Source organism: Priestia sp. J2 (genome assembly GCF_020790095.1).
Taxonomy (GTDB): Bacteria; Bacillota; Bacilli; order Bacillales; family Bacillaceae_H; genus Priestia; species Priestia zanthoxyli.
This window is the reverse complement of the sequence record NZ_CP086208.1, coordinates 4,604,095-4,628,691: the sequence shown is the minus strand read 5'-3', so window position 1 is coordinate 4,628,691 and position 24,597 is coordinate 4,604,095. Positions and strand designations below refer to the sequence as shown.

The 24,597-nt window shown below is 39.1% G+C and carries 23 protein-coding genes and 1 other annotated feature; of the genes, 18 read left to right on the top strand and 5 right to left on the bottom strand.

Annotated features, from left to right (window positions below):
- Nucleotides 1-71 precede the first annotated feature (71 nt).
- Entirely contained in the window at nucleotides 72-929 is an 858-nt protein-coding gene (locus tag LJY09_RS23925; RefSeq protein ID WP_155010575.1) for a YtnP family quorum-quenching lactonase, read from the top strand.
- Here the strand turns inward: LJY09_RS23925 and LJY09_RS23920 are convergent.
- Entirely contained in the window at nucleotides 898-1,209 is a 312-nt protein-coding gene (locus tag LJY09_RS23920; protein ID WP_028411825.1) for a PepSY domain-containing protein, read from the bottom strand. The genes LJY09_RS23925 and LJY09_RS23920 overlap by 32 nt on opposite strands.
- Before the next feature lie 152 nt (nucleotides 1,210-1,361).
- On the opposite strand from LJY09_RS23920, the gene LJY09_RS23915 reads away from it, so the two are divergent.
- From LJY09_RS23915 to murC, 8 genes are all read left to right on the top strand, one after another.
- Nucleotides 1,362-2,435, top strand: coding sequence for a M42 family metallopeptidase (locus LJY09_RS23915; protein ID WP_013059506.1), 1,074 nt, complete (start codon nucleotides 1,362-1,364; stop codon nucleotides 2,433-2,435).
- 58 nt (nucleotides 2,436-2,493) lie between these two features.
- Nucleotides 2,494-3,018 (top strand): DUF84 family protein, encoded by a 525-nt coding sequence (locus tag LJY09_RS23910; RefSeq protein WP_028411824.1) that lies wholly within the window; start codon nucleotides 2,494-2,496, stop codon nucleotides 3,016-3,018.
- A 153-nt stretch (nucleotides 3,019-3,171) separates the two neighbouring features.
- The gene (locus LJY09_RS23905) at nucleotides 3,172-3,489 is read left to right on the top strand and encodes a thioredoxin family protein (protein ID WP_028411823.1); all 318 of its coding nucleotides are present in this window, start codon (nucleotides 3,172-3,174) and stop codon (nucleotides 3,487-3,489) included.
- A gap of 72 nt (nucleotides 3,490-3,561) precedes the next feature.
- A complete protein-coding gene (locus tag LJY09_RS23900; RefSeq protein ID WP_080754456.1) occupies nucleotides 3,562-4,374 on the top strand; it encodes a DUF1444 domain-containing protein in 813 nt (270 codons plus the stop codon).
- Between the two features lie 2 nt (nucleotides 4,375-4,376).
- Nucleotides 4,377-4,982, top strand: coding sequence for a YtpR family tRNA-binding protein (gene ytpR / locus LJY09_RS23895; RefSeq protein WP_028411821.1), 606 nt, complete (start codon nucleotides 4,377-4,379; stop codon nucleotides 4,980-4,982).
- A gap of 429 nt (nucleotides 4,983-5,411) precedes the next feature.
- Entirely contained in the window at nucleotides 5,412-8,513 is a 3,102-nt protein-coding gene (locus tag LJY09_RS23890) for a DNA translocase FtsK (RefSeq protein ID WP_028411820.1), read from the top strand.
- 340 nt (nucleotides 8,514-8,853) lie between these two features.
- On the top strand, nucleotides 8,854-9,507 hold the full coding sequence (locus LJY09_RS23885) for a hypothetical protein (protein WP_028411819.1): 654 nt from the start codon (nucleotides 8,854-8,856) through the stop codon (nucleotides 9,505-9,507).
- A 185-nt stretch (nucleotides 9,508-9,692) separates the two neighbouring features.
- The gene (gene murC, locus LJY09_RS23880) at nucleotides 9,693-10,994 is read left to right on the top strand and encodes a UDP-N-acetylmuramate--L-alanine ligase (RefSeq protein ID WP_013059499.1); all 1,302 of its coding nucleotides are present in this window, start codon (nucleotides 9,693-9,695) and stop codon (nucleotides 10,992-10,994) included.
- A gap of 42 nt (nucleotides 10,995-11,036) precedes the next feature.
- Here murC and LJY09_RS23875 read toward each other — a convergent pair whose 3' ends face one another.
- Nucleotides 11,037-12,152 (bottom strand): aminopeptidase, encoded by a 1,116-nt coding sequence (locus LJY09_RS23875; RefSeq protein WP_028411818.1) that lies wholly within the window; start codon nucleotides 12,150-12,152, stop codon nucleotides 11,037-11,039.
- A 282-nt stretch (nucleotides 12,153-12,434) separates the two neighbouring features.
- Here LJY09_RS23875 and LJY09_RS23870 point away from each other — a divergent pair, with 282 nt between their 5' ends.
- The 7 genes from LJY09_RS23870 (at nucleotide 12,435) to motS (ending at nucleotide 18,342) form a co-directional block, all read left to right on the top strand.
- A complete protein-coding gene (locus LJY09_RS23870; RefSeq protein WP_028411817.1) occupies nucleotides 12,435-12,920 on the top strand; it encodes a DUF948 domain-containing protein in 486 nt (161 codons plus the stop codon).
- Between the two features lie 27 nt (nucleotides 12,921-12,947).
- On the top strand, nucleotides 12,948-13,403 hold the full coding sequence (locus LJY09_RS23865; protein WP_013059496.1) for a YtxH domain-containing protein: 456 nt from the start codon (nucleotides 12,948-12,950) through the stop codon (nucleotides 13,401-13,403).
- A gap of 250 nt (nucleotides 13,404-13,653) precedes the next feature.
- Complete coding sequence (gene ytxJ, locus LJY09_RS23860) at nucleotides 13,654-13,977, top strand: bacillithiol system redox-active protein YtxJ (RefSeq protein WP_028411816.1); 324 nt, start codon at nucleotides 13,654-13,656, stop codon at nucleotides 13,975-13,977.
- Nucleotides 13,978-14,204: 227 nt separating this feature from the next.
- Entirely contained in the window at nucleotides 14,205-15,281 is a 1,077-nt protein-coding gene (locus tag LJY09_RS23855; protein ID WP_028411815.1) for a bifunctional 3-deoxy-7-phosphoheptulonate synthase/chorismate mutase, read from the top strand.
- Between the two features lie 559 nt (nucleotides 15,282-15,840).
- Complete coding sequence (gene ccpA / locus LJY09_RS23850) at nucleotides 15,841-16,839, top strand: catabolite control protein A (protein ID WP_013059493.1); 999 nt, start codon at nucleotides 15,841-15,843, stop codon at nucleotides 16,837-16,839.
- A 53-nt stretch (nucleotides 16,840-16,892) separates the two neighbouring features.
- On the top strand, nucleotides 16,893-17,696 hold the full coding sequence (gene motP, locus LJY09_RS23845; RefSeq protein WP_028411814.1) for a flagellar motor protein MotP: 804 nt from the start codon (nucleotides 16,893-16,895) through the stop codon (nucleotides 17,694-17,696).
- Complete coding sequence (motS, locus tag LJY09_RS23840; protein ID WP_028411813.1) at nucleotides 17,686-18,342, top strand: flagellar motor protein MotS; 657 nt, start codon at nucleotides 17,686-17,688, stop codon at nucleotides 18,340-18,342. Before motP ends, motS begins: the two co-directional genes overlap by 11 nt.
- A gap of 29 nt (nucleotides 18,343-18,371) precedes the next feature.
- Here motS and LJY09_RS23835 read toward each other — a convergent pair whose 3' ends face one another.
- Genes LJY09_RS23835 through LJY09_RS23825 form a run of 3 tightly spaced genes read right to left on the bottom strand, consistent with a single transcriptional unit; the run spans nucleotide 18,372 to nucleotide 20,839 of the window.
- Nucleotides 18,372-19,535 (bottom strand): acetoin utilization protein AcuC, encoded by a 1,164-nt coding sequence (locus tag LJY09_RS23835; protein ID WP_028411812.1) that lies wholly within the window; start codon nucleotides 19,533-19,535, stop codon nucleotides 18,372-18,374.
- On the bottom strand, nucleotides 19,535-20,176 hold the full coding sequence (locus LJY09_RS23830) for an acetoin utilization AcuB family protein (RefSeq protein ID WP_228307446.1): 642 nt from the start codon (nucleotides 20,174-20,176) through the stop codon (nucleotides 19,535-19,537). Before LJY09_RS23830 ends, LJY09_RS23835 begins: the two co-directional genes overlap by 1 nt.
- A 30-nt stretch (nucleotides 20,177-20,206) precedes the next feature.
- Nucleotides 20,207-20,839: a hypothetical protein gene (locus tag LJY09_RS23825; protein WP_028411810.1), complete on the bottom strand. Its 633-nt coding sequence runs from the start codon at nucleotides 20,837-20,839 to the stop codon at nucleotides 20,207-20,209.
- A gap of 301 nt (nucleotides 20,840-21,140) precedes the next feature.
- Here LJY09_RS23825 and acsA point away from each other — a divergent pair, with 301 nt between their 5' ends.
- Both acsA and tyrS read left to right on the top strand, forming a co-directional pair.
- Nucleotides 21,141-22,856, top strand: a complete 1,716-nt coding sequence (gene acsA / locus LJY09_RS23820; RefSeq protein ID WP_028411809.1) for an acetate--CoA ligase — start codon at nucleotides 21,141-21,143, stop codon at nucleotides 22,854-22,856.
- A gap of 139 nt (nucleotides 22,857-22,995) precedes the next feature.
- Nucleotides 22,996-23,206, top strand: a binding site (T-box leader).
- Nucleotides 23,207-23,279: 73 nt separating this feature from the next.
- On the top strand, nucleotides 23,280-24,539 hold the full coding sequence (gene tyrS / locus LJY09_RS23815; RefSeq protein WP_028411808.1) for a tyrosine--tRNA ligase: 1,260 nt from the start codon (nucleotides 23,280-23,282) through the stop codon (nucleotides 24,537-24,539).
- Nucleotides 24,540-24,597: the final 58 nt, after the last annotated feature.

Below are 24,597 nucleotides of genomic sequence, written 5' to 3'. Positions count from 1 at the left end.
CTCAGTCTTTTTTTGTTCAAAAAGAGAAGGGGATAGTGATAAAATAAAAAGGAATATAATGGAGGTGTAAAATGGAAACGCTAACAATAGGCGAATTAAAAGTTACATGGCTTCGTGGAGGGAATAATCATTTAGATGGAGGGGCAATGTTTGGTGTTGTTCCAAAAGAGCTTTGGACAAAAAAATATCCCATTTCAGACGGGAATCGAATTTCCATGAGGACTGATCCTTTGCTCGTTCAAACTGAAAAACACCTCATGTTAATTGATGCAGGTATAGGAAATGGGATGTTGGATGAGAAAAAAAAGCGTCATTTTGGCGTAACGGAAGAATCATTTATTGCTGAAGACTTACAAAAGTTAGGGTTCACGTGCGAAGATATTACTCATATCATTATGACGCATCTCCACTTTGATCATGTGTCAGGCTTAACAAAATGTATCAACGGAAACTTTTCCTCTGCTTTTCCAAATGCAAGAATTTTTGTTAGTGACATCGAGTGGAATGAAATGAGGAATCCTAATATACGTTCTAAAAATACGTATTGGAAACAAAATTGGGAATTTATTCAGCATCAAGTAATAACATTTAGCGACAAAGATGAAATTGTGCCTGGAGTAACGGTTCATCATACCGGCGGTCACAGCGATGGTCATGCTGTAGTTATATTAAAAGGAAACAATGACATCTTAGTGCACATGGGCGATCTTTTGCCAACACATGCACATCAAAATGTCTTATGGGTAATGGCGTATGATGACTATCCAATGACTTCGATTGAACAAAAGCAGCAGTGGTTAGCTTATGCCTATGAGCATCAAGCTTGGCTAAGTTTTTATCATGATGCTTTTTATCGAGCTGTAAAATGGGATAACAAAGGAGAAATAGTTGACGAAATTAAACGGGTGTATTCAGCGTCAATTCAATAATAGCACCGCTTTTTTTATCAATGAAAAACTCGTAATGTTCCTGTTTTGCATCACGTGTTCTGATAATTCCACCTGTATAACCATAAAAAGAGAGACCATGCTTTTGAATGACCTTAGTCGTCGTTTCAATCCATGAGCCGTCGATTGCCCCATTTTGTTTAAAAGCGCTTTTAACAATCGTAAGGGCTTCCGATGAGGAAATTGACGACGTTCTTTTTTGAATAATATAAGCGCTTGCAAATCCGACTGCAGCTCCTGCTATTAGTTGAGTCCATTTCACGTTATTCACCTGCTTTTTAAGGATATGTTTTCATCATTATATCAAATTGTCGAATGCTTTGTTAAGTTGAGTCATAGAAGAGAAGGACGGAACTAGCAACTATTTCCGGTTTTCGATACAATAAAGAAAATGATACATAAAGGAGAGTATATATGAACAATGAAACGCTATCTCTATTTAAAACATTAACGGAGTTACCAGGTGCCGCTGGAAACGAACATCAAGTACGTTCATTTATGCGCTCGCAAATTGAACCCCTTGTAGATGAAGTCATTCAAGATGGGTTAGGAAGTTTATTCGGCGTTCGCTATAATGAAGAAAAAGGTCCTAAAGTAATGGTAGCAGGACATATGGACGAAGTAGGATTTATGGTTACGTCTGTAACTGATAAAGGAATGCTTCGTTTTCAAACTCTAGGAGGATGGTGGAGTCAAGTACTTCTAGCTCAACGCGTCCATGTTGTGACAAAAAAAGGTCCTATCACCGGCGTAATTGCTTCTATCCCTCCCCATTTATTAGACGAATCACAGCGCAACAAGCCAATGGCCATTAAAAATATGATGATTGATGTGGGCGCAGATAGCAAGCAGGAAGTAGCAGAAATGGGCATTCGTCCTGGCGATCAAATTGTACCGATTTGTCCGTTTACGCCAATGGCAAATGAAAAGAAAATACTGGCAAAAGCATGGGATAACCGCTATGGGTGCGGACTTGCGATTGAATTATTAAAAGAAGTAAAAAATGAAAAATTGCCAAATATCTTATATTCTGGAGCTACTGTTCAAGAAGAAGTAGGACTTCGCGGTGCTCAATCAGCTGCGAATATGATTAAACCGGATTTGTTTTATGCACTAGATGCTAGTCCTGCTAACGATACGTCAGGCGATAAAAATGCATTTGGACAATTAGGAAAAGGCGTATTACTTCGTATCTTTGACCGTACGATGGTCACACATAGAGGAATGAGAGAATTTATCTTAGATACAGCTGAGACAAACAGCATCCCTTATCAATACTTCGTTTCTCCAGGAGGTACGGATGCAGGGCGCGTTCATACTTCTAATAACGGAGTTCCTTCTGCAGTGATCGGCGTATGTTCACGTTATATTCATACCCATGCATCTATGATTCATGTGGATGACTATGCAGCTGCAAAAGAATTATTAGTCAAACTTGTACGCTCTACAGACCAAACAACGCTTGATACGATTAAACAAAACGGATAAAGAAGAACAAAGCAGCTGCTTTTGCGGTTGCTTTGTTTCATCATGACAGGAGAAAAAAATGAAAATTGCAATCGGAACGAAGAACCCAACAAAAGTAAATGCAGTAAAAAAAGTATTTGGAGATACTTTTACATATGTAGAGGTAGACGTGCAGTCCGGGGTGTCACCACAGCCTTTTTCTGATGAAGAAACCATCCAAGGAGCGATTAACCGCGCGCGTGCTGCTGTTAAAGAGACAGGTGCTGATATCGGCATTGGGCTCGAAGGAGGGGTGCAGGAAACACCTCATGGCTTATTCCTTTGCAATTGGGGAAGTCTTGTTACCTCTAAGGACCTTGAACCGATTTTAGGTGGAGGAGCTCGTATTCGGCTTCCTGAAGCGGTAGCCGACATGCTTCGTCATGATAAAAAAGAATTAGCCGAAGCTATGGAAATGTATACAAACCAAAAAAATATTCGAAAAAAAGAAGGAGCAATCGGCATTTTCACCAATGGGAATTTAGATCGGACTTCTATGTTTTATCAGGTTGTTTTAATGCTAAAAGGACAGCTAGATTTTAGGACAAATCAAGCTGTTCAATAGGAAATTCCTTTGTAACCCTTTATAATAGAAAAGCATCAGTGTATGATAGTTGCAACAACTCATATACTATGTTTTGATGTAGAAGGATTAAAAAATGTATGGGGCTTTAGCCGTTTAAATACGAAAGTAAAAGAAAAAGTGGAGGAAAGAAAAATGGAAAAAATGCAAACAATTGAACAATACAAAGAAGTCATTAAAGAGGGAAAGCATATCATGATGTTTTCAGCAGACTGGTGCCCAGATTGCCGAGTAATCGAGCCTGTGCTTCCAGAAATTGAGGCGAATCATAGCGAGTATACATTTCACTATGTGGATCGCGACGACTTTATCGATCTTTGTGCAGAATTAAGCATCTTTGGTATTCCAAGCTTTGTTGGTTACAGCAACGGAGAAGAAACAGGACGTTTTGTCAGCAAAGACCGTAAAACAAAAGAAGAAATTGAAGAGTTCATTAACGGCTTAAATGCATAAAACAAGTGAAGACTGATAGCGATAAATTGCTATCAGTCTTCATACATAAAAATGAGAAAAGGAGGCGTAAATATGGCGAAAATGAATAGTCAAAAGATGAGAAAGCTACTTGAAGAGCGATTAACGGGTGCGGATTGGTCATTTTTATTTGACCGTGAAAAAGATACGCTTCGCGTTGAACATAAGGAAACGAAAAAAGGTGTAACCATTTCTTTACCCGGGCTAATTGCAAAATGGGAAGAAAAAAAGGAAGCGGCTCTAGATGAAATGGTATATTATATAAAAGAAGCTCTTCGTGTTATGAACGATGAACAGCAGGTAACGGGAAAAGAAAAGCGCATTTATCCAGTTATTCGCTCAACGTCTTTTCCGGATAAATCGAATGAAGACGTGCCGTTGATTTATGATGAACATACAGCTGAAACACGCATTTATTATGCGCTTGATTTAGGCAATACATATCGTCTATTAGATGAGAAACTAATTCGTAAGGAAAATTTAGATCTATCCGCAGTGCGGGAAATGGCTAAATTTAATCTTCGCTCTTTGCCGATTTCACATAAAAAAGATACGGTAGCAGGCAATGACTTTTATTTTGTAAATCAGAACGATGGATACGATGCAAGCCGAATTCTTAACGAGGCATTTTTGCAAGATTTTGCTTCTAGTGTTTCGGGCACAATGGCTGTAGCAGTACCTCATCAAGATGTGCTGATTCTAGCTGATATCCAAAACGAAACGGGTTATGATATTCTTGCGCAAATGACCATGAGCTTTTTTGCAAGTGGACGTGTACCCATCACAGCTCTTTCATTTTTATACGAAAACGGTGAGCTAGAACCTATTTTTATTCTAGGAAAAAATCGCAGTAAAGGACGGGACTAATTATGAATCTTTTTTATAATAAAGAAGGTATCGGCGATACGTTAATCGTCAAGCTAGAAGATATTGCAATTGAAAATCGCACGTTTGAAACAAAAAGCGACGTTGTGCGTATCTTTGATCAAAAATCAAATACAACGGCTGGCTATAACATCTTTCATGCTTCTTCTAAGTTAAAAGTAGAGGGAAATGGTTCTCTTGAATTAACAGAAGAAATGGTGGAAGAAGTAAATCGTGTACTTAGCGAAAGCGGTTTTGAAGGTAAACTTGAAGTGGATTTATCTCCTAAGTTTGTAGTTGGATATGTTCAAGAAAAAGAAAAGCATCCAAATGCAGATAAGCTAAACATCTGTAAAGTAGATGTTGGCACAGAAACACTTCAAATTGTATGTGGAGCACCAAATGTAGACGCAGGTCAAAAAGTCGTCGTAGCAAAAGTAGGAGCGGTTATGCCAAGCGGTATGATCATTAAAGATGCAGAGCTGCGCGGTGTACCTTCTTCAGGCATGATTTGCTCTGCTAAAGAGCTGGCGCTTCCGAACGCTCCTCAAGAAAAAGGGATTTTAGTACTTGAAGACAAATATGAAGTAGGTCAGCCTTTTCAAGCATAAAAGCAGGGTGTGATACTAATTTATAGGGCAAAAGCAGGATGTTTTTTTACACGTATATTTCAAAGCGTTACAGTTGCTGAAAAGCAATTGTCAATTCTTAAAAAGGTTTGATAAAATTAAAAGCCACTAGTCTAGACTAGTGGCTTTTTTCGCGTTTAATTATGAGTGCTAATTAAACATGAAAAAATATTTTTGCAAAGAGGAATTTTACTGTATAAATAAGGGAAGCAAAATAGTAGATTTTATAGTAAGAGTTCAAGCATACGTGATAGAATGATAAATGAAAAGATAGTATATATATCCATCTCAGAGAATACTTTGAGGCCAAAGGTAAATAAAGGATGCATGGATAGCTTTTTGTAGATGTCGCAGCACTGCGATATAAGAGGCTAAACGAAGTAAGATAGTCTGATAGAAAGAGTGATAAAAATGGGTTTTGTACGAAAAGTAATGGATTATTTACTAGGATACGAAGTGAAAGAAATCGTTGTAGACGAACATGGAAATACAACGGAAGAATACCCTTTAAATAGAGAAAAAACAATTCCTAAAAAGAAGGCTACTAAGCCTAAACAAATGCAGTCAGTTCATCAAAAGCCAGTGATGAAAGCAGCGCCAAAACCTTCTGTTCCACACTCGGCCAGAACGCAAAAGCGGAATTACAGTGAAGAGCAGCAAGATGTTCATACAAAAGTAGCTTATCAATACCCAAAAGGAACGTTTCGTTTCCCTTTAATTGATGATACCGGAGAAGCAAAAAAGGCAGCAGCTCCTAAAAATGAACCAAGGCCTGTAGCAAAAAAGGCACCGGCTCCGTTTTATCAAGAGCCTGTTCGCAAGTCGGCGCTAACGCAGCCTAAGTCAGTATCTCAGCCGTTAAAAGCGGTATCTGAAAAGAAAGAAGCGATTCCGCAAGTAAGAAAACGTCCGTTCCGTCCGACTGAAATCCCTTCACCTGTTTATGGGTTTAATAAGCGGCCTTCTAATGTTGTACAAAACGGAAGTGAGGAAGTAGTAGAATATGAGCTTCCGAGTACACAGTTATCAAAAGCAGCGTTTGAAGATGAAATTTACCGACGAGCGATGAATACGTCTGTTGTAGAGCCGTTAAGAAAACCAGTTTCTAAGCCTATAGCGGAAGAAGCACAGATTCAAGAAACGGAAGAAATGATGCAACTGTCTTCTCAGCGTTTTGCTCAGTGGAAGCAATATGAGGAAAATCAAAAAGAGAAGATATCATTTCCTGAAGAAAAGCCAAGTTCTTCAGTAGCCGTAAAAGAACAGGAAGAGGTTCCAACTTTTGAAGAATCACATGCGGTCGAACCGTTAGTGGCAAAAGAGAAAGCTACCGACTGGGATTTGGCGGAAGAAACAGCAGTAGCTGAAGAGGCTCCAATTTCAAAGGAAACGCCTCCGTTTGAATCATCCGTTTCTTTCCAACAAGAGATCGGAAATGAAGCTGAAGAGGCAGGAGCAGAAACGTTGATGGAAGAAAGCCCAGCGTTTTTACAAGCAGAAGAAGTAGAAGCACTAAAGCCTAGAAAGAGAGAAGAAGTTCCAGCCGCTGAAAAAGAAAGTCACGTCATTCTAGAAGAGCCAACAAACAGTGTTCATGTTGAAGCAGAACATGAGCTGAATTCTGAAAGTTTACATCCATCGCAACCCGCAGCTGATGAATGGCAACCAGAAGCGGTATCCGCTGTTGTGCACCGAGAGCTTGAAAATTCAGTGATAAAAGAGGAAGAGAGCAGGATGCAAGAAAGTCAAGAGTTACAAGGACAAGTACAGCAAGAGTCAGCTGTAGAACCTCTTGTACCTGCAGAACAGCCAGGGAATGCTGAACGAGCTCGCGGTAAGCGATTAGTGCCTTTTAACGTAATGATGCTGAAAAAAGACCGCACGAAGATGGATAACAGCGCTCGAGAAAAAAGTCAGTCGTCCCAAGGTTCATACCAAAGGCAGGAGGCAGAAGCTCTGCAAAAAAAAACGGAAGTAAGTAGGCAAGAAGAAGTTCACGGTGAAAAAACCGAAGAAGTGGTTCCGCAGGCTTCATTAAAATCTGAAGAACCTGTAAATGTAAAAGCTTCTTCTCCTTATGCATTTCCTGGAATGAACTTGCTTAACATTCCTCCAGCTGCTATTGAAGAAGATAATCAATGGGCGGATGAGCAGCGTGAGCTTTTGGATATGACATTAAAAAACTTTAACGTTCGAGCTAAGGTCGTAAACGTCACGCAAGGTCCTACCGTAACCAGATTTGAAGTACATCCTGAGCCCGGTGTGAAAGTGAACAAAATTACGAATTTAACAGATGATATTAAACTGAGCCTAGCCGCGCGTGATATTCGAATTGAAGCGCCAATTCCAGGGAAAAATACGATTGGAATTGAAGTGCCAAATCGTCAAAGTAAGCCGGTGTTAATTCGCGAAATTTTGAGGCATCCTTCTTTTAGAAAAGATAACTCTCCTTTAACGGTGGCGTTAGGGTTAGATATTTCAGGAACGCCGGTTGTGACTGACTTGAACAAAATGCCTCACGGTTTAATTGCTGGAGCGACGGGGTCTGGTAAAAGTGTGTGTATTAATACCATTATCGTCAGCTTGCTTTATAAAGCTGCGCCACACGAAGTCAAGCTTATGTTAATTGACCCTAAAATGGTTGAGCTAGCTCCTTACAACGGCATTCCGCATTTAGTCAGCCCGGTTATCACGGATGCGAAAGCAGCTACTACAGCTTTAAAGTGGGCAGTAGAGGAAATGGAGCGCCGTTACGAACTGTTTGCACATGCGGGCGTACGTGATATTACAAAATACAACGAACGTGTAAAAGAACATAATGAAAAAAGCGGGGAGCTGCCGTATCTAGTTATTATTATTGATGAACTTGCCGACTTGATGATGGTATCTCCAGGGGAAGTAGAGGAAGCTATTTGCCGTATTGCACAAAAGGCAAGAGCGTGTGGCATTCACTTATTGCTTGCAACGCAGCGTCCTTCCGTAGATGTTATTACAGGCTTAATTAAAGCAAATGTGCCAACGCGTATCGCATTTTCTGTTTCTTCGCAAGTTGATTCACGTACAATTATCGACACAGGAGGAGCAGAGAAGCTATTAGGTAAAGGTGATATGCTGCTTCTTGAAAACGGATCTTCTAAAAGCGTTCGAATTCAAGGGAACTTTGTTTCAGATGAAGAAATTGATCGCGTTGTAGATCATGTCAAAAAGCAAATGAAGCCAACATACTTATTTGATCAAGAAGATTTGTTGAAAAAGCAGCAAAGCTTTGCTTCAAATGAAGAAGATGAGCTTTTCTATGAAGCATGCGAGTTTGTGCTAGACCAAGGCGGTGCATCTACTTCCAGTCTGCAAAGACGCTTCAGAATGGGGTACAATCGCGCAGCGCGCCTAATTGATATGATGGAGCAGCAAGGAATTATTTCAGAAGCAAGAGGAAGCAAGCCGAGAGATGTGCTCATTACCGAAAACGAGCTTCAGGAAATGGAAAGTCAAACAGCCACTTCTACATTTTAAGCTGTTTTTCTGCATGTAGGTTAAAAAAAGAGGCTATGCAAAATCAGCAGGATACAGCTTTATGTGAGCTAACGCTCTGTCACTGTATCCGCCGCCTCTTTTTTTCCTGCTTTAAGTTCGTTTATACAGAATTTGAGTAGGGATTTTGGAAGAAATCCATCAGGAAAAAAAGGAAAAGGTTTGTCAGAACTAGTAAAATGATTTACTATATGTAAGGATAATGTGTGTTTTGCTTTTTTAGCATGTGATAGTTTGCTATCATTTCTCACCAGCTGAAACATATGAGCTGAAGGCGTTTAAAGAGGACAAACCAAAATAATTAGAGTACGAGTGAAGAGTAATGACAGAAGAAAATCATGAACTGATTAACTTTAATGAAATTCGTGAACAAAAGCAGCTTCAGTCTGATAATGCTATTTGCGACTTTTACAATCAATATTTCTTTTTTGTGAACCGCTATACGAATATACGAGAAAAAGTGCGGGCTTCACATCTATTTAAAGAGTTAGTAAACTTGCCTCATGAGGCGGCTCTATCTGATTCCCATGAACAATTATTTTTTCAGTGGTTTGCATTTGAATATGTAACCATTCAGGGGAAAACCCTGCTGCAGCTGTTTTTAGCTGATCAGGCGAAGCAGAAAACAGAGTCGTTTTTAATTCAAGGAGCCTTTTTTTTGACGAGTGTACTAGAGCCAATTATTGTGTCTAAAGTACCTAATTCGTTTTTCTTAAAAGGATATACCCCATTGACAAATGAGCAGGTTATCATCAAAGATGTAAGAGGAAGATTTGCAAATTTAGAGGAACAACAAGTAATTTGGATTCGAAAAATAAAATCAATCGGATATGACGTGTTAATTGACTCTTTCTTTTTAGGACATAAACAACGCATTGAACAATTAGTAACCCAATATAATGACAAAAAAAATGCAATGACATGGCGATCGTTTTTAAAACAGCAGGCTATATACTATGTGATGAAGCCAAAATAAAAGGCCGTTTCGCAAGGGAAGAGAGTAGAAATGGAGTCATGGAGTTATGTTATAAGAAGTGATATAATGTACGAATGTTATCGTGAAATCAGCAATCAAACGACATTTATATACGTTTGTAAGAGCAATTCTAGATAACCGTCATATACTGTCTTACAGATAGACGAATGTTGGAGGTTCTTTATATGACAGTTTACCATTTTGTAGGTATTAAAGGAACAGGAATGAGTGCGCTTGCGCAAATCCTAAACGATATGGGCTTTCAAGTTCAAGGATCGGATATTGAAAAAGAAATTTTTACGCAAAAAGCACTAGAACAGCAGGGAATTCCTGTTTTACCATTTGATAAAAATAATATTAAAGACGGCATGACTGTAATTGCAGGAAATGCTTTTCCTGATACGCATGAAGAAATTGCAGAAGCAGCTTCAAAAGAAGGAGTCAAGCTTGTACGCTATCACCGTTTCTTAGGTGACTTTATGAAACAGTATACGAGTGTAGCCGTAACAGGAGCACACGGAAAAACATCCACAACGGGTATGTTAGCGCATGTGATTCAAGGAGCTGAACCTACTTCATATTTAATTGGAGACGGTACGGGTAAAGGTGTAAAAGACAGCAAGTATTTTGCGTTTGAGGCATGTGAGTATCGCCGCCACTTCTTATCTTATACGCCAGACTATGCAATTATGACGAATATTGATTTTGATCACCCTGATTATTTTGCCAATATCGATGATGTATTTAGCGCGTTCCAAGAGATGGCACTTCAAGTCAAAAAAGGAATTATTGCCTGTGGAGACGATGAACATCTGCAGCAAATTCAAGCGAAGGTACCTGTTCTTTATTACGGATTAGGCGAAGAAAATGATTTCCAAGCACGTAATATCGTAAAAAGCACAACAGGCACAACATTTGACGTGTTCGTTCGAAATACATTCCACGCATCATTTGAGATTCCAGGGTATGGCGATCATAACATCTTAAATGCACTTTCCGTTATTGCACTTTGTCATTATGAAGAAATTGACGTTGCTGTGCTGCAAGAGCGTTTTAAAACATATCAAGGTGTAAAGCGTCGTTTCAGCGAAAAGAACGTTGGCAAACAAGTGCTAATCGATGATTATGCACACCATCCAACGGAAATTAATGCAACGATTTCAGCTGCTCGTCAAAAGTATCCAAACCGTGAAGTTGTGGCTGTTTTCCAACCGCATACGTTTACGCGTACACAAACGTTCTTAGAGGACTTTGCAGCAAGCTTACAGCACGCTGATAAAGTATATCTATGTGACATTTTTGGATCAGCCCGTGAGCATCAAGGTAAATTATCAATTGAAGATCTACGAAGCAAAATCAGCGGAGCTGAATTAATTAATGAAGAAACAATTGAATCGTTAAAAGACCATAATGAAGCTGTATTAGTATTTATGGGTGCTGGAGACATTCAAAAGTTTGAAAAACTATATCAGCAAACCGTATCATAAAAAAAAGGCACTCTCCTGAGTGCCTTTTTTTTATTTCAAAACTCATTTTAAATTTTCAGGGTTTAACGCTTTTAATTCTTCAATGACAAATAGCCCGTCTTTACGAATCAACACGTCATCGAAATAAATCTCACCGCCACCGTATTCTGGGCGCTGAATCATCACCATATCCCAGTGAATATTTGACTTGTTTCCGTTATACGCATCTTCGTAGCACTCGCCAGGAGTGAAGTGGAAGCTTCCGTCAATTTTTTCATCAAATAAAATGTCTTGCATTGGATGTTGAATATACGGATTTACGCCAATCGCAAATTCGCCAACAAAACGAGCGCCTTCATCTGTATCAAAAATGCCGTTGATGCGTTCTGTATCATTAGCGGTTGCTTCAACAATTTTACCGTTTTTAAATGTTAAGGATACATTCTCAAACGTAAAGCCTTGATAGTTAGAAGGAGTGTTGTAAGAAATTGTTCCGTTTACAGAATCACGTACAGGAGCCGTGTATACTTCACCGTCCGGAATATTCATTTCTCCGGCACACTTCACTGCAGGAATATCTTTAATAGAGAACGTTAAGTCTGTATTCTCACCCGTTAAACGCACTTTGTCCGTACGGTTCATGAGCTCAACTAAAGCATCCATCGCTTTGCTCATTTTGCCATAGTCTAAGTTGCATACATCGAAATAAAAATCTTCAAATGCTTCTGTACTCATTTTAGCAAGCTGCGCCATTGAATCGTTTGGGTAGCGAAGAACGACCCATTTTGTTTTTGGAACGCGAATTTCTCTATGTACTTTTTTACCGATCGTATTCCCTTGGATTTTCATTTTATCTGCCGGAACATCTGATTGTTCAAAAATGTTTGAACCAGAACGTAAGCCAATATAAGCATCCATTTCTTTCATCACATTTGCTTCGAAGTCTGCCATCATATTGTACTGCTCTTCTTGTGCACCGTTTAAAAGAGCTCGGTCTACCGAATGATCTTTTAGCAGTACAAACGGGTAGCCACCGGCCTTGTACGCTTCATCTACAAGTGCTGTCACAAGCTCGCGCTGAAGTCCAAAGTTTTCGATTAATACTTTTTCTCCTTTTTGAAGGCGAACAGAATAATTAATTAAATTTTTAGCTAATGTTGCAATTCTAGGGTCTTTCATAAATAGTGCCTCCTTAAAATAACAATGATTGATGATTCACTTTCTATTGTACCCCACTGAGCTTATTTTGTTTGTTTTTATGCTTTAAAATCCTTTTTTTCTTTAGGAAGGGAAATAACTCATATATCGCGAAATAATGTAGCAATCTTCCCTTTTTATGAATAAATGCAGAGAGAATATGGTAAAGTTAAAGAGTCTATAGGGAATAGAAGGTTTAATTGTTTATAAAATTGGGAAAGTAGTTATAACAAGAGAGATGAAAATAGGAGGTGCCTTGCACAGATGGTTATTATTCTTTATTTAAGCGCTGCTATTGTTGCCATTGCGATTTTTTACCTGGTGGTTTCCGTGTCAAAAACATTGAAATCCGTTCAGCACACATTAAATTCAGTGGCAGGTACTTTAGACGGTGTAGAAAAGCAAATGACAGGAATCACAGCTGAAACAACTGCACTTTTACATAAGACTAATCTGTTAGCTGAAGATATTCAGCGTAAATCCGAAGCGCTGAACACAGTCGTGGATTCTGTTAAAGGCGTAGGTGACTCAATCCAAGACCTAAATAAGTCGATTAAAAGCGTATCATCAAGCGTTTCAGAGAAAGTAGAAGAAAATAAAGAAACTGTTGCTCAAGTCGTTCAATGGAGCAATGTTGCATTAGACGTATGGGAACGTATAAAATTAAGAAAACAGAAAAAAATTGACGCGGAGCCCGTACCTGTTGAAGTAAAAGAAAAAGCGGTTCAACGCTCACGCTCATTTTCATAAGGATGAACTTTAAAGGAGGAGACGCATATGTCAAACAAACCAAATAAACCAAACAACACTTCAAATAAAGGCTTTTTAGTAGGAACAGTGATTGGAGGAGTTGTAGGAGCTGCAACGGCATTATTACTTGCTCCAAAATCAGGTAAAGAGTTCCGTTCGGATTTAAATGAGCAGGCAGCTTACGTTCGTTTAAAAACAGAGCAAGCGAAAAACAGCGCTGTTGAAAAAGGACAAGGGTTTGCTCAAACGGCTAAAGAAAAAACGGCTGGTTTATCACAAACATTATCTGAGCAATCTTCACAAGTAGTGGACAAAGTGAAAAACTTCCGTAAAGTAGATCCTGAACACGAAGCATTACCTCCAACGAGCTTAGAAGTGCTTGCTGATGAAGTGGAGTCTCAAAGCAACGAAGACGTTCAACAGAAGCTAACAGAAGCTCAAAAAGCATTAGATGAAGTGGAAAGCACAGTGCCACGACCATAATAAAGAATCAAAAGCGTTTACCCTATAGGGTGAACGCTTTTTTTGTATGTAATTTAGGTTGGGTAACGGCAAGTAAATGTTAGTTTCATCAGAGGGATTTTAATTTAACAAGTTCTTTTCTTTCTATGCTGAAAATAACTTCACCTTATAAATAAATTCATTAGCATTATACATAAAGCTGAGCACTCTTTTTGTATGGAAACGGTCAAACCATGTAAACTTAAGAGTAAGTACAGAAAGGGTGAAAAAAATGAAAAAGATTTCAACAGTTGAAGAGTTCGAACAAGTTATTAAGGAAAACCATCGCTTTTTATTTTTAAAGCACAGCACGACGTGTCCAATTAGTGCAGCTGGTCATGAGGCATTTTCAGCGTTTGCTTCTAGTCATGAAGACATTCCTTCTTATTATCTTCATGTGCAAGATTCACGAGACGTATCCAACTATATTGCTGAAACGTATGAAGTGAAGCATGAATCACCTCAAGCGCTTCTGTTTGAAGATGGAAAAGTGAAGTGGCACGCTTCTCACTGGAACATTAACGAAGAAGAATTAGCGAAAAATGTAGCTCATTAATTGAAAGAGGCTGGGACAAAAGCAGTTTAGATGAAGGAAGATCCGAACGATTAATCGTTCGGTTTTTTTTGTAAGCTGATTGCGGTTTCATCCACTTTTTCGTACAATAGATGTAGTTTAGCACATAAAAGCAGAGAAGCCCCTTACATATATCCTCCATCACCTATCATCTTATGTAGTAACCCTGCTAAACGGATTTTTTAAAATCAGTGAAAGGGTGGACGTACATGACGAATTCAGATCTTCAGCATTTGCGATCTCAAATTGACGAAGTAAATATGAAACTGTTAAAGCTTATTAATGAGCGAGGCGAGCTTGTTCAAGAAATAGGAAAGTTAAAAGGAATGCAGTCAACCAAACGGTTTGACCCTGTTCGTGAACGAGCAATGCTTGATGCGATTTTAAGCAAGAATGAAGGACCGTTTCAAACATCTACGCTTCAACATATTTTCAAAGAGATTTTCAAAGCTCATTTAGAGCTTCAAGAAGATGATCATCGTAAAGCACTTCTTGTATCCCGTAAAAAGAAGCCGGAAAATACAATCGTTACGGTAAAAGGAGAAACAATTGGTGACGGACTTCAGCGTTTTGTAGCAGGACCTTGTTCCGTTGAAAGCTATGAGCAAGTAGCAGCCGTAGCAAAAGCCGTAAAGCAGCAGGGTGTGGGGATGCTTAGAGGCGGAGCCTACAAGCCAAGAACATCTCCTTATGATTTTCAAGGCCTTGGCTTAGAAGGACTACAAATTTTAAAAAGAGTAGCTGACGAATATGATTTAGCCGTTATTAGTGAAATTGTCGACCCCGCTGATATTGAAACAGCTGTAGAATACGTAGATGTGATTCAAATTGGTGCTCGTAATATGCAAAATTTTGAGCTGTTAAAAGAAGCGGGTGCGGTGAAGAAGCCTGTCTTATTAAAGCGGGGCTTAGCCGCTACGATTGATGAGTTTATTAATGCTGCTGAATACATTGTATCAAAAGGAAATGATCAGCTGATTTTGTGTGAACGAGGAATTCGTACGTATGAGCGAGCAACGCGAAATACGCTGGATATTTCAGCCGTTCCCATTTTAAAACAAGAAACTCATTTACCTGTTTTAGTCGACGTCACGCATTCAACAGGAAGACGAGATTTGCTTGTTCCAACGGCTAAAGCGGCTCTTGCCATTGGTGCGGATGGAATTATGGCAGAAGTTCATCCAGATCCGGCGGTAGCACTTTCTGACTCAGCTCAGCAAATGGATATTCCGCAATTTACAGAATTTATGAAGCAGCTAAAACCTATATGTAACTTAAATTTATAAAAAAACGTAAAAAAGAAAAATTCGTATACTTTTATGACAAGTTTGAGGCACTTAATGGTTTCAAGCTTGTTTGCCTTTCGTTATAATAAAGATAAGCGAAATTATCACGTATTTTGAAAACAGTCGATAACTTTTGTCAAAATAGGAAAGAATAAGTGCAAATCCAAAAAACAAGAATTTATGAAATTCTCGTGAAACTTGTCGGAAAAAGGCGGTAAATACGTTGCGGTGAAGCACATAGTATCGTATAGTAGTTACAGATATTCGCTATCATTCTGTGAGTGCATATGATATAAATTCGCGATTCACTTTTTTTATTTACTTACTATACACCGTCTTTTACATTGTTACATATAAACTGGTAAAATTGTCTTTGCACACGTAATAATAAGGGCATAACAGGAATGATTTAGATGCATACAGGGTATCTAAGCTGTATGTAAGAGTGAAGGAGCTAGAAATAGCCATTCTATAAAGGAAGATGGATTTATATACGTAAATACAAGAAATGAAATAAGGATAAAATAAACGAAATGTTTTTCGATAAGGAGTGTTTGTTGTGAACGTAACAATTTATGATGTAGCAAGGGAAGCAAGCGTGTCAATGGCAACGGTTTCTCGTGTGGTAAACGGAAATCCAAATGTAAAACCATCAACTAGAAAAAAAGTATTAGAAACAATTGAAAGACTAGGCTATCGTCCGAACGCAGTAGCGCGTGGATTAGCCAGTAAAAAAACAACGACAGTAGGAGTTATCATTCCTGATATTTCAAATATTTTCTATGCAGAGTTAGCGCGTGGAATCGAAGATATTGCAACAATGTACAAGTATAATATCATCTTAAGTAACTCCGACCAAAATCAAGATAAAGAACTTCATCTTTTAAATAACATGCTTGGTAAACAAGTAGACGGAATCATCTTCATGAGTGGGAATGTAACGGAAGAACACGTAGAAGAGTTAAAAAAATCACCGGTTCCAGTTGTACTTGCAGCATCAATCGAATCAACTAACCAAATCCCATCTGTAACTATTGATTATGAACAAGCAGCTTTTGATGCAGTGCAATCACTAATTGACAGCGGTCATAAAAATATTGCATTCGTTTCAGGTACGCTAGAAGAACCGATCAATCATGCGAAAAAAGTAAAAGGGTACAAGCGTGCTCTTACTGAAAGCGGATTGCCTGTACGCGATTCTTATATTGTAGAAGGAGACTACACGTACGATTCAGGTATTGAAGCAGTTGAAAAACTATTAGAAGAAGATGAAAAGCCAACTGCTATTTTCGTTGGAACGGATGAAATGGCATTAGGCGTTATTCACGGGGCACAAGATCGCGGGTTGAATGTACCAAACGATCTAGAAGTTATCGGTTTTGATAACACAAGACTTTCAACAATGGTTCGTCCTCAGTTAACATCTGTTGTACAGCCAATGTATGATATTGGTGCAGTAGCGATGCGTCTCTTAACGAAATACATGAACAAAGAAACGGTAGACAGCAGCATTGTACAGCTTCCTCACCGCATCGAGTTCAGACAATCAACAAAATAATACCTGTGAATGAATAAGAACGAATCCAAAGTTCAGACACGGGGAGATAGAATATGAAAAAAATTGATATGCTCACACCTATAGGGATACTAATTGGTATCTCTATGGTTGTGTTTGGGGTTATTTCAAGTGGAGGAATGAGCGGTTTTTTAGCTTTTATTGATGTGCCATCGATTTTAATTGTACTGGGAGGCGTTTTTGGTACGCTGTGCGTGAGCTTTCCGTTAAAACAATTAAAAAATATGGGAAGAGTAGGGAAACAAGCGTTTCAATCGAAAGAAATAAACGTAGAAGAAATTGTAGGAACATTTGTACATTTATCGGAAAAAGCGCGTCGAGAAGGGCTTCTATCGTTAGAAGCAGAGCTTGAACAAATCGATGATTCATTTGTGAAAAAAGGTATTTTGCTAGCCATTGATGGAGTAGAACCAGAAATGATTCGAGAGCTGCTTGAAGCTGAAATAGCTGCAGTAGAAGAAAGACATACGAGAGGTCGAAGTATGTTTGAAAAAGCAGGCGATTATGCCCCCGCTTGGGGAATGATTGGGACGCTCGTTGGGCTAGTGCTAATGCTTAAAAGCCTTAATACCCCTTCATCGCTTGGGCCTAACATGGCAATTGCTCTTTTAACGACTTTCTACGGGGCGCTGCTTTCAAACTTGTTTTTTCAGCCAATCGCAGCTAAATTAGCTGGTAAAACGGAGCATGAGCTTTTTGTTAAAGAAGTGATTATTGAAGGTGTCATCGGCTTGCAGGCGGGGCAAAAGTCTCGCTTTGTGCAAGCAAAGCTAAAAGTATTTGCCCCTGTTGAAAAACGAAAGCTGGAAGAAAAGAGAGAACACGTTCGTGAAGCGTAGAAGAAAAAGGTATTCGGCACAGTCGCCAAAATGGATGGTAACATTTGCTGATTTGGTGACGTTAATATTAGTTTTTTTTATTTTACTATTTTCAATGTCTAGCGTTGATAATCAAAAGTTTCAGACCGTTGTCAATTCGCTTACAAGCGGTGGCTCATTAGCTTCTGTAGAAAAGAGCCAGCAGTCTCAAAAGCTGGATAACATTTTAGCGAAAGTGCAAAATTACCTGAAGGAAAATAAGCTTCAGAATGTTATTACTGCTAAGCGAGATGAACGCGGAGTTGTGCTTATTTTACAAGAACAGGTGCTGTTTGAAACAGGACAGGCAGACATTTTGAAGAAAGGTACCCCTTTCCTGGATGAATTAGGAAGGTTATTCAGTACTATTCCAAATGATATTAAAGTAGAAGGTCATACCGATAATCGACCTATTCACACCTATCGTTATCCATCTAATTGGGAACTATCGGCAGCGCGTGCCAGCGGCGTCATACGTTATTTAACGAACCACTTTTCTCTTTCTGCTAACCGCTTTGAAGCACTTGGATACGGAGATACAAAGCCGCTTGTTCCGAACACGTCTAATGACAATTTACAAAAAAATAGACGCGTCGAAATTATTATTTCAGATCCCGAAGCACAGTGAAAAAGGCCATACGTTTGTATAGCCTTTTTTTAAGAATGAGATGTATGAGAACGAATAGGATAAAGAGCGCGCTCAAGAGTTTGAGCGTTTTTTTCTGTTATTTCTGGTTTTCTTGGAATTGGCTGATAGATATTAGGTTCATCATCCCACTGCGTGCAAATGGGGTGAGGCGATACTTTTGTCCATTTTTCAAGCCATGATAGAGGAAGCATGCCTTCTGCCTTTCGTTCAATCATTTCAAGCCAAATGAATGACCAAGCCCGAGGAACAACCCGCCAAATATCATAACCTCCTCCGCCAACCGCAATCCATCTTCCCTGACAGTATTCATGGGCAATTTCATGAGCAATTTTAGGAATCTCACGGTATATTTTCGTGGTGCCGCATAAATGAGTGAGCGGATCGTAATAATGAGAATCGGCTCCATTTTGTGTCAAGATAACATCTGGTTTAAAAAAAGCAGCTACTTCTTTTAAAGAGGTCTTATAAACGTCGAGCCAAGACTCATCTTCCGTATAAGCATCAACAGGCACATTAAATGAATAACCATAGCCTTCACTGTGCCCGCGTTCGTTAACGTTTCCCGTGCCTGGAAACAAGTAGCGTCCCGTTTCATGAATGGAAAGAGTACAAACGGAAGGATCGTCATAAAATGTCCATTGCACGCCGTCACCATGGTGAGCATCTGTATCGACATAGAGGACGCGCGCGTTGTACTTTTGCTGCATATATTTGATGGCTACCGCGCTATCGTTATAAATACAGAAGCCGGAAGCTTTTCCTCGAAAGCCGTGGTGCAATCCTCCTCCTAAATTTAGAGCATGCTTAGCTTTTCCAGTCATCACATAATCTACAGCCGTAAGTGTACCCCCAACTAAAAACGCACTGGCTTCATGCATGTTGGGAAACATAGGTGTATCTTCTGTTCCAAGACCAAAATCTGCTGCTTTTTCAACAGAAAGCTCGCCGCTTCCTGCTAATTTTACCGCTTGAATATAGCTAGTATCATGGACAAGCTGAAGTTCTTCATCAGATGCCATCCGCGGTAATACAATATCTTGATTGCCTAAAGCGCCAAATTCCCGTAACAGTTCATATGTTAGTTGAACACGAAGCTGGTTAAACGGATGATTATTGCTGAATTTGTACGAAAGAATATCATCTGAATAAATAAATACAGCATTACTAGTCATTACGTCATCTCCGGTAATTTAGGCCATAGCACCTCATAGCCGTTTTCTTTTAATGTATTTATACTAATCAATGGATTAATAGCTTGAATGCGAAGCACAAGGATTTTATATCGTTCATCTACATCAGGGTAGACAAGTACGCTTAAGATGTTTGTTCTCTTTGAACCAAAGAGGGATGTAACTTCAGCGAGCACGCCAGCCTTATTTTCTACTTTTATTTCAATTTGTGAACCTGGCTTATTAGTGCCGGTAAGCTGAATAAACGTATGTAGTAGATCTCTTTCGGTAACAACTCCTACTAACCGCTTGTTTTTTGTGACGGGAATACAACCGATTTGGTGTTCATAAAAAATGCTTGCAATTTCTTCAACAAAATCAAGAGGGTGAGCTGTAATGACTTCTGTTTTCATAATCATCCGCACGGGTTCGGATAGAAGAGCAGATGTATAAGTATTATCTAAAATAGATGGACTTGCATCTCTTACGTCTCGATCAGAAATGATGCCAACTACGTGATGAAGGTCATTAACGATAGGAATATGTCTAATCTTATGTGTATCTAAAAGTTTCATAGCTTCAGCAATCGTATGGTCGGGGGGTAAGGTAACGAGATCGGTTTTCATCATCTCTTCAACAATCATCAGACACAGCTCCTTTTCTTAAAGGTCAGCTCAATACATAAAGCGATTTCGAAAGCGCAGGCTATCAAATTCTTGTATGCTTTCTTGAGGGACTCTGCTCCCGATTCTTACCATCAAACAATTAGCAGGGTGGGAGCTAATCTCCGGATCATCTGTGGCAAACCACGTCAGTCCGCCTTTATTCATCATTTTCTCCATAATTTTGCGGTAATCCCACACATTTAGCCCTGTTCCTTTTAAATCCCAATGCCAGTAGTATTCTGTCGTAATGACAATATAATCTTCCATTGCATCATCCATCATAGATACGATAAGCAAGTTTTTTCCAACAGCGTAGCTGCGAAACGGGGCAGCTACCTCTATAGCTCCTAATTCGATTAAATTCTCCATATTTCCTTCCGACCATCGTTCTAGAGGATCGGGATATAAAAAGGTGACATAACCAATGATTGTATGATGATGACGAGCAATAATGATTCTACCTTCAGGCAAGTTGGCAATCTCGATCAATGCTTCTTTTTGCTGTTCAGGTGGACGAAAGGCCGTTAGTTGCTCATGAAAATCAAGTTGTTGCAAGGTTTGTGAGGAGACAGGTCCTTCAATAACAATTGCTCCAACCGCTGTTTTTAGTTCTTTCATATTGTATGTTTGGGAATGTTTCACATGAATCACCACCTTCAAGCAGTCTTATCTGTATTATAATACAAAAAAAACTCTACATTAAAGCGTTTTCAAAAAATTAAATAAAAGAAAAGGAGTTTTTTCAAAAACATAGAATAGGAAATTAAAAGAGATTCTTGTTAATTCGACACTTATATAACAAAGGTTGTCATATAACAAAGGTTGTCATATAACAAGGGAGACTATTATCCCAATTCCGACAAATAATTTTTATAAAATTGTGAAAAGTCTATTTTTGTTATATAATAGGTTTGTAAATTTTATACATAAGGGGGAGTTTGTGATGAAGGTGGAAGCGCTTCCTGTAATTGAAGGGGTATACAACTTACAGGACTACGATAAAACGTATCAAACCTTTGACTGGTCACAAGTGGAGAAGGAATTTTCATGGCATGAAACAGGTAAATTAAATGCAGCTTATGAAGCAATTGATAAGCACGCAAACTCTACGCGTAAAAATAAAGTTGCGCTTTATTATCGAGATGCGCAGCGCAATGAAAAATATACATTCAAAGAAATGAAAGAATGGTCAAACAAAGCCGCAAACGTGCTAAAACAAGCAGACGTAGAGAAGGGAGATCGTGTGTTTATCTTTATGCCTCGCTCTCCGGAACTTTATTTTGCATTGTTAGGGGCGGTGAAGCTTGGCGCTATTGTTGGGCCTTTGTTTGAAGCATTCATGGAAGGTGCAGTAAAAGATCGTTTGCAAGACAGTGATGCAAAAGTGTTAATTACAACGCCTGAACTGCTGAGCCGCGTTCCGGTGAAGGATTTGCCAGCTTTAAAACACATTCTCCTTGTAGGGGAAAATGTAGCAGAAGAAGGCATTCAACTAGATTTTCTGAAGCGATTAGAAGCGGCGAATAAAGAGGTGGAGATTGAGTGGGTAGATAGAACAGATGGTATGCTGCTTCATTATACATCAGGTTCAACTGGAAAACCAAAAGGGGTGCTTCACGTTCATAATGCAATGCTTCAGCATTATCAAACTGCTAAGTGGGTGCTCGACTTAAAAGATGACGATGTGTATTGGTGTACAGCAGATCCGGGTTGGGTAACGGGAACTTCCTACGGAATTTTTGGTCCTTGGCTTGCTGGAGCAACAAATGTGATTGTAGGAGGACGCTTTAGTCCAGATGCATGGTATCAAGCACTTGAAGATTTTGGCGTAACGGTTTGGTACAGTGCGCCTACAGCATTTCGTATGCTAATGGGTGCTGGCGATGACTTAGTTAAACGCTATGATTTAAGCAGCCTTAGACATGTATTAAGCGTGGGAGAACCATTAAATCCTGAAGTGGTACGCTGGGGAATGAAGGTTTTCCAAAAACGTATTCATGACACGTGGTGGATGACTGAAACTGGAGGTCAGACGATTTGTAATTACCCGTCTATGAAAATTAAACCAGGATCTATGGGAAAACCTATTCCGGGTGTACAAGCAGCAATCGTTGACGATCAAGGACAAGAGCTTCCACCTTATCGAATGGGTAACTTAGCAATTAAAAAAGGCTGGCCATCTATGATGCATGCAATTTGGAACAACAAGGAAAAGTATGAGTCATACTTTATGCCAGGCGACTGGTACGTATCAGGTGATTCCGCGTATATGGATGAAGACGGTTATTTTTGGTTCCAAGGCCGAATTGATGACGTTATTATGACCGCAGGAGAACGAGTTGGTCCATTTGAAGTAGAAAGTAAGCTTGTTGAACACCCTGCTGTAGCAGAAGCGGGTGTCATTGGTAAGCCTGATCCTGTGCGTGGGGAAATTATTAAAGCGTTTATCGCACTTAGAGATGGGTATGAATCTTCAGATGAACTGATTGAAGATATTCGTCAATTTGTGAAAAAAGGGTTAGCTGCTCATGCAGCTCCACGTGAAATCGAGTTTAAAGATAAGCTACCTAAAACACGAAGCGGTAAAATTATGCGTCGCGTTTTAAAAGCGTGGGAATTAGATTTGCCAACGGGCGATTTGTCGACGATGGAAGACTAAGGAGTAAACGTTTCAATCTTTGTAGGGAAAATAAGTGATTTTTATAAAGTTCAAACAGCCAGCTGTTTGAACTTTTTTTTGGACTTGAATTTTAAAATGAAATCATTCATAATTGTGGGGTGTAAACTTTTAAATAAAATAAACTGCAGTGATAGGAAGAAGTAATACTTGTCTCCCTGTTTAAGAGAGCTGATGGTTGCTGAAAATCAGTACATAGACAAATATGAAATACGTCCTTGAGCATCTTTTGTGAACTTACAGTAGCAAAAGACGGGTAGACCGTTACATCATTTAAGTGGGAAATAATTTATTTCCAAATAGGGTGGTACCGCGATATTTTCGTCCCTTCTTTTTTAAGAAGGGGCGTTTTTTATGTTGTTCAACAAATTGTAACGAGCAATTAGATAAAGGAGAGAATATAACATGGATATTTTACAAGATCTTGAGTTTCGAGGGCTCATTAATCAACAAACGGATGAAAAAGGTTTAAATGAACTTTTGAGTAAAGAGTCTGTTCGTTTGTACTGTGGATTCGATCCAACAGCCGACAGCCTTCACATCGGCCACATGCTTCCTGTTTTAATTTTGCGTCGCTTTCAACAAGCTGGACACCAACCGATTGCATTAGTTGGTGGAGGTACGGGTCTTATTGGAGATCCAAGCGGTAAAAAAGCAGAGCGTACGTTAAATGAAAAAGAAACGGTTGCTATGTTTAGTGAGCGTATTAAAGGTCAGCTTTCACGCTTCTTAGATTTTGAAGAAGGTGAAAATGCAGCGGTTATTGCGAATAACTATGACTGGATTGGCACGTTAGATGTTATTACATTCCTACGAGATATCGGTAAAAACTTTGGTATTAACTACATGATGGCAAAGGATTCTGTTCAATCTCGTATCGAATCAGGCATCTCATTTACGGAATTCAGCTACATGATTTTACAATCATATGATTTCTTGAACTTATACCAAACGTATAACTGTAAGCTTCAAATTGGCGGCAGCGACCAATGGGGAAATATTACAGCTGGCTTAGAATTAATTCGTAAATCAGAAGAAGATGCAAAAGCATTTGGATTAACAGTTCCACTTGTAACAAAAGCAGACGGCACGAAGTTCGGTAAAACAGAAGGCGGAGCAATTTGGTTAGACGCTGAAAAAACAAGTCCGTATGAATTCTACCAGTTCTGGATTAATACAGATGATCGTGATGTTATAAAATATTTAAAATACTTTACATTCTTATCACATGAAGAAATTAATGAATTAGCAGCATCTGCAAAAGAAGCGCCTGAAAAACGCGAAGCACAAAAAGCACTAGCAGCGGCGATGACTACGCTTGTACACGGTGAAGAAGCTCTTGAGCAAGCCATTCGTATTTCGCAAGCTTTATTTAACGGAAGTATTTCAGAGTTAACAGCAGAAGAAATTAAGCAAGGATTCAAGGATGTTCCTTCTTACACGCATACAGGTGAAGATATTGGTTTAATCGATTTACTTGTAGAAAGTAAAATCTCTCCTTCTAAACGTCAAGCGCGTGAAGATATTTCAAACGGTGCGATTTACTTAAACGGTGAGCGTGAGCAGGATTTGCAAAAAACAGTAGGAGCAGAAGACCGTATTGAAGGTCAATTTACAGTAATTCGTCGAGGCAAGAAAAAATATACGCTTATTCAATACGCATAAAAAAAGGCCGAAAGGCCTTTTTTTGTATAAAGACAGTAAAAAAGCCGCTCCATAGGGA

What these genes read in the sequence shown, in the direction of transcription:
- LJY09_RS23925 (WP_155010575.1), top strand. Translation starts at nt 72, where the DNA reads ATGGAAACGCTAACAATAGGCGAATTAAAAGTTACATGGCTTCGTGGA.
- LJY09_RS23915 (WP_013059506.1), top strand. Translation starts at nt 1,362, where the DNA reads ATGAACAATGAAACGCTATCTCTATTTAAAACATTAACGGAGTTACCA.
- LJY09_RS23910 (WP_028411824.1), top strand. Translation starts at nt 2,494, where the DNA reads ATGAAAATTGCAATCGGAACGAAGAACCCAACAAAAGTAAATGCAGTA.
- LJY09_RS23905 (WP_028411823.1), top strand. Translation starts at nt 3,172, where the DNA reads ATGGAAAAAATGCAAACAATTGAACAATACAAAGAAGTCATTAAAGAG.
- LJY09_RS23900 (WP_080754456.1), top strand. Translation starts at nt 3,562, where the DNA reads ATGGCGAAAATGAATAGTCAAAAGATGAGAAAGCTACTTGAAGAGCGA.
- ytpR (WP_028411821.1), top strand. Translation starts at nt 4,377, where the DNA reads ATGAATCTTTTTTATAATAAAGAAGGTATCGGCGATACGTTAATCGTC.
- LJY09_RS23890 (WP_028411820.1), top strand. Translation starts at nt 5,412, where the DNA reads ATGGGTTTTGTACGAAAAGTAATGGATTATTTACTAGGATACGAAGTG.
- LJY09_RS23885 (WP_028411819.1), top strand. Translation starts at nt 8,854, where the DNA reads ATGACAGAAGAAAATCATGAACTGATTAACTTTAATGAAATTCGTGAA.
- murC (WP_013059499.1), top strand. Translation starts at nt 9,693, where the DNA reads ATGACAGTTTACCATTTTGTAGGTATTAAAGGAACAGGAATGAGTGCG.
- LJY09_RS23875 (WP_028411818.1), bottom strand. Translation starts at nt 12,152, where the DNA reads ATGAAAGACCCTAGAATTGCAACATTAGCTAAAAATTTAATTAATTAT.
- LJY09_RS23870 (WP_028411817.1), top strand. Translation starts at nt 12,435, where the DNA reads ATGGTTATTATTCTTTATTTAAGCGCTGCTATTGTTGCCATTGCGATT.
- LJY09_RS23865 (WP_013059496.1), top strand. Translation starts at nt 12,948, where the DNA reads ATGTCAAACAAACCAAATAAACCAAACAACACTTCAAATAAAGGCTTT.
- ytxJ (WP_028411816.1), top strand. Translation starts at nt 13,654, where the DNA reads ATGAAAAAGATTTCAACAGTTGAAGAGTTCGAACAAGTTATTAAGGAA.
- LJY09_RS23855 (WP_028411815.1), top strand. Translation starts at nt 14,205, where the DNA reads ATGACGAATTCAGATCTTCAGCATTTGCGATCTCAAATTGACGAAGTA.
- motP (WP_028411814.1), top strand. Translation starts at nt 16,893, where the DNA reads ATGAAAAAAATTGATATGCTCACACCTATAGGGATACTAATTGGTATC.
- LJY09_RS23835 (WP_028411812.1), bottom strand. Translation starts at nt 19,535, where the DNA reads ATGACTAGTAATGCTGTATTTATTTATTCAGATGATATTCTTTCGTAC.
- LJY09_RS23830 (WP_228307446.1), bottom strand. Translation starts at nt 20,176, where the DNA reads ATGATTGTTGAAGAGATGATGAAAACCGATCTCGTTACCTTACCCCCC.
- acsA (WP_028411809.1), top strand. Translation starts at nt 21,141, where the DNA reads ATGAAGGTGGAAGCGCTTCCTGTAATTGAAGGGGTATACAACTTACAG.
- tyrS (WP_028411808.1), top strand. Translation starts at nt 23,280, where the DNA reads ATGGATATTTTACAAGATCTTGAGTTTCGAGGGCTCATTAATCAACAA.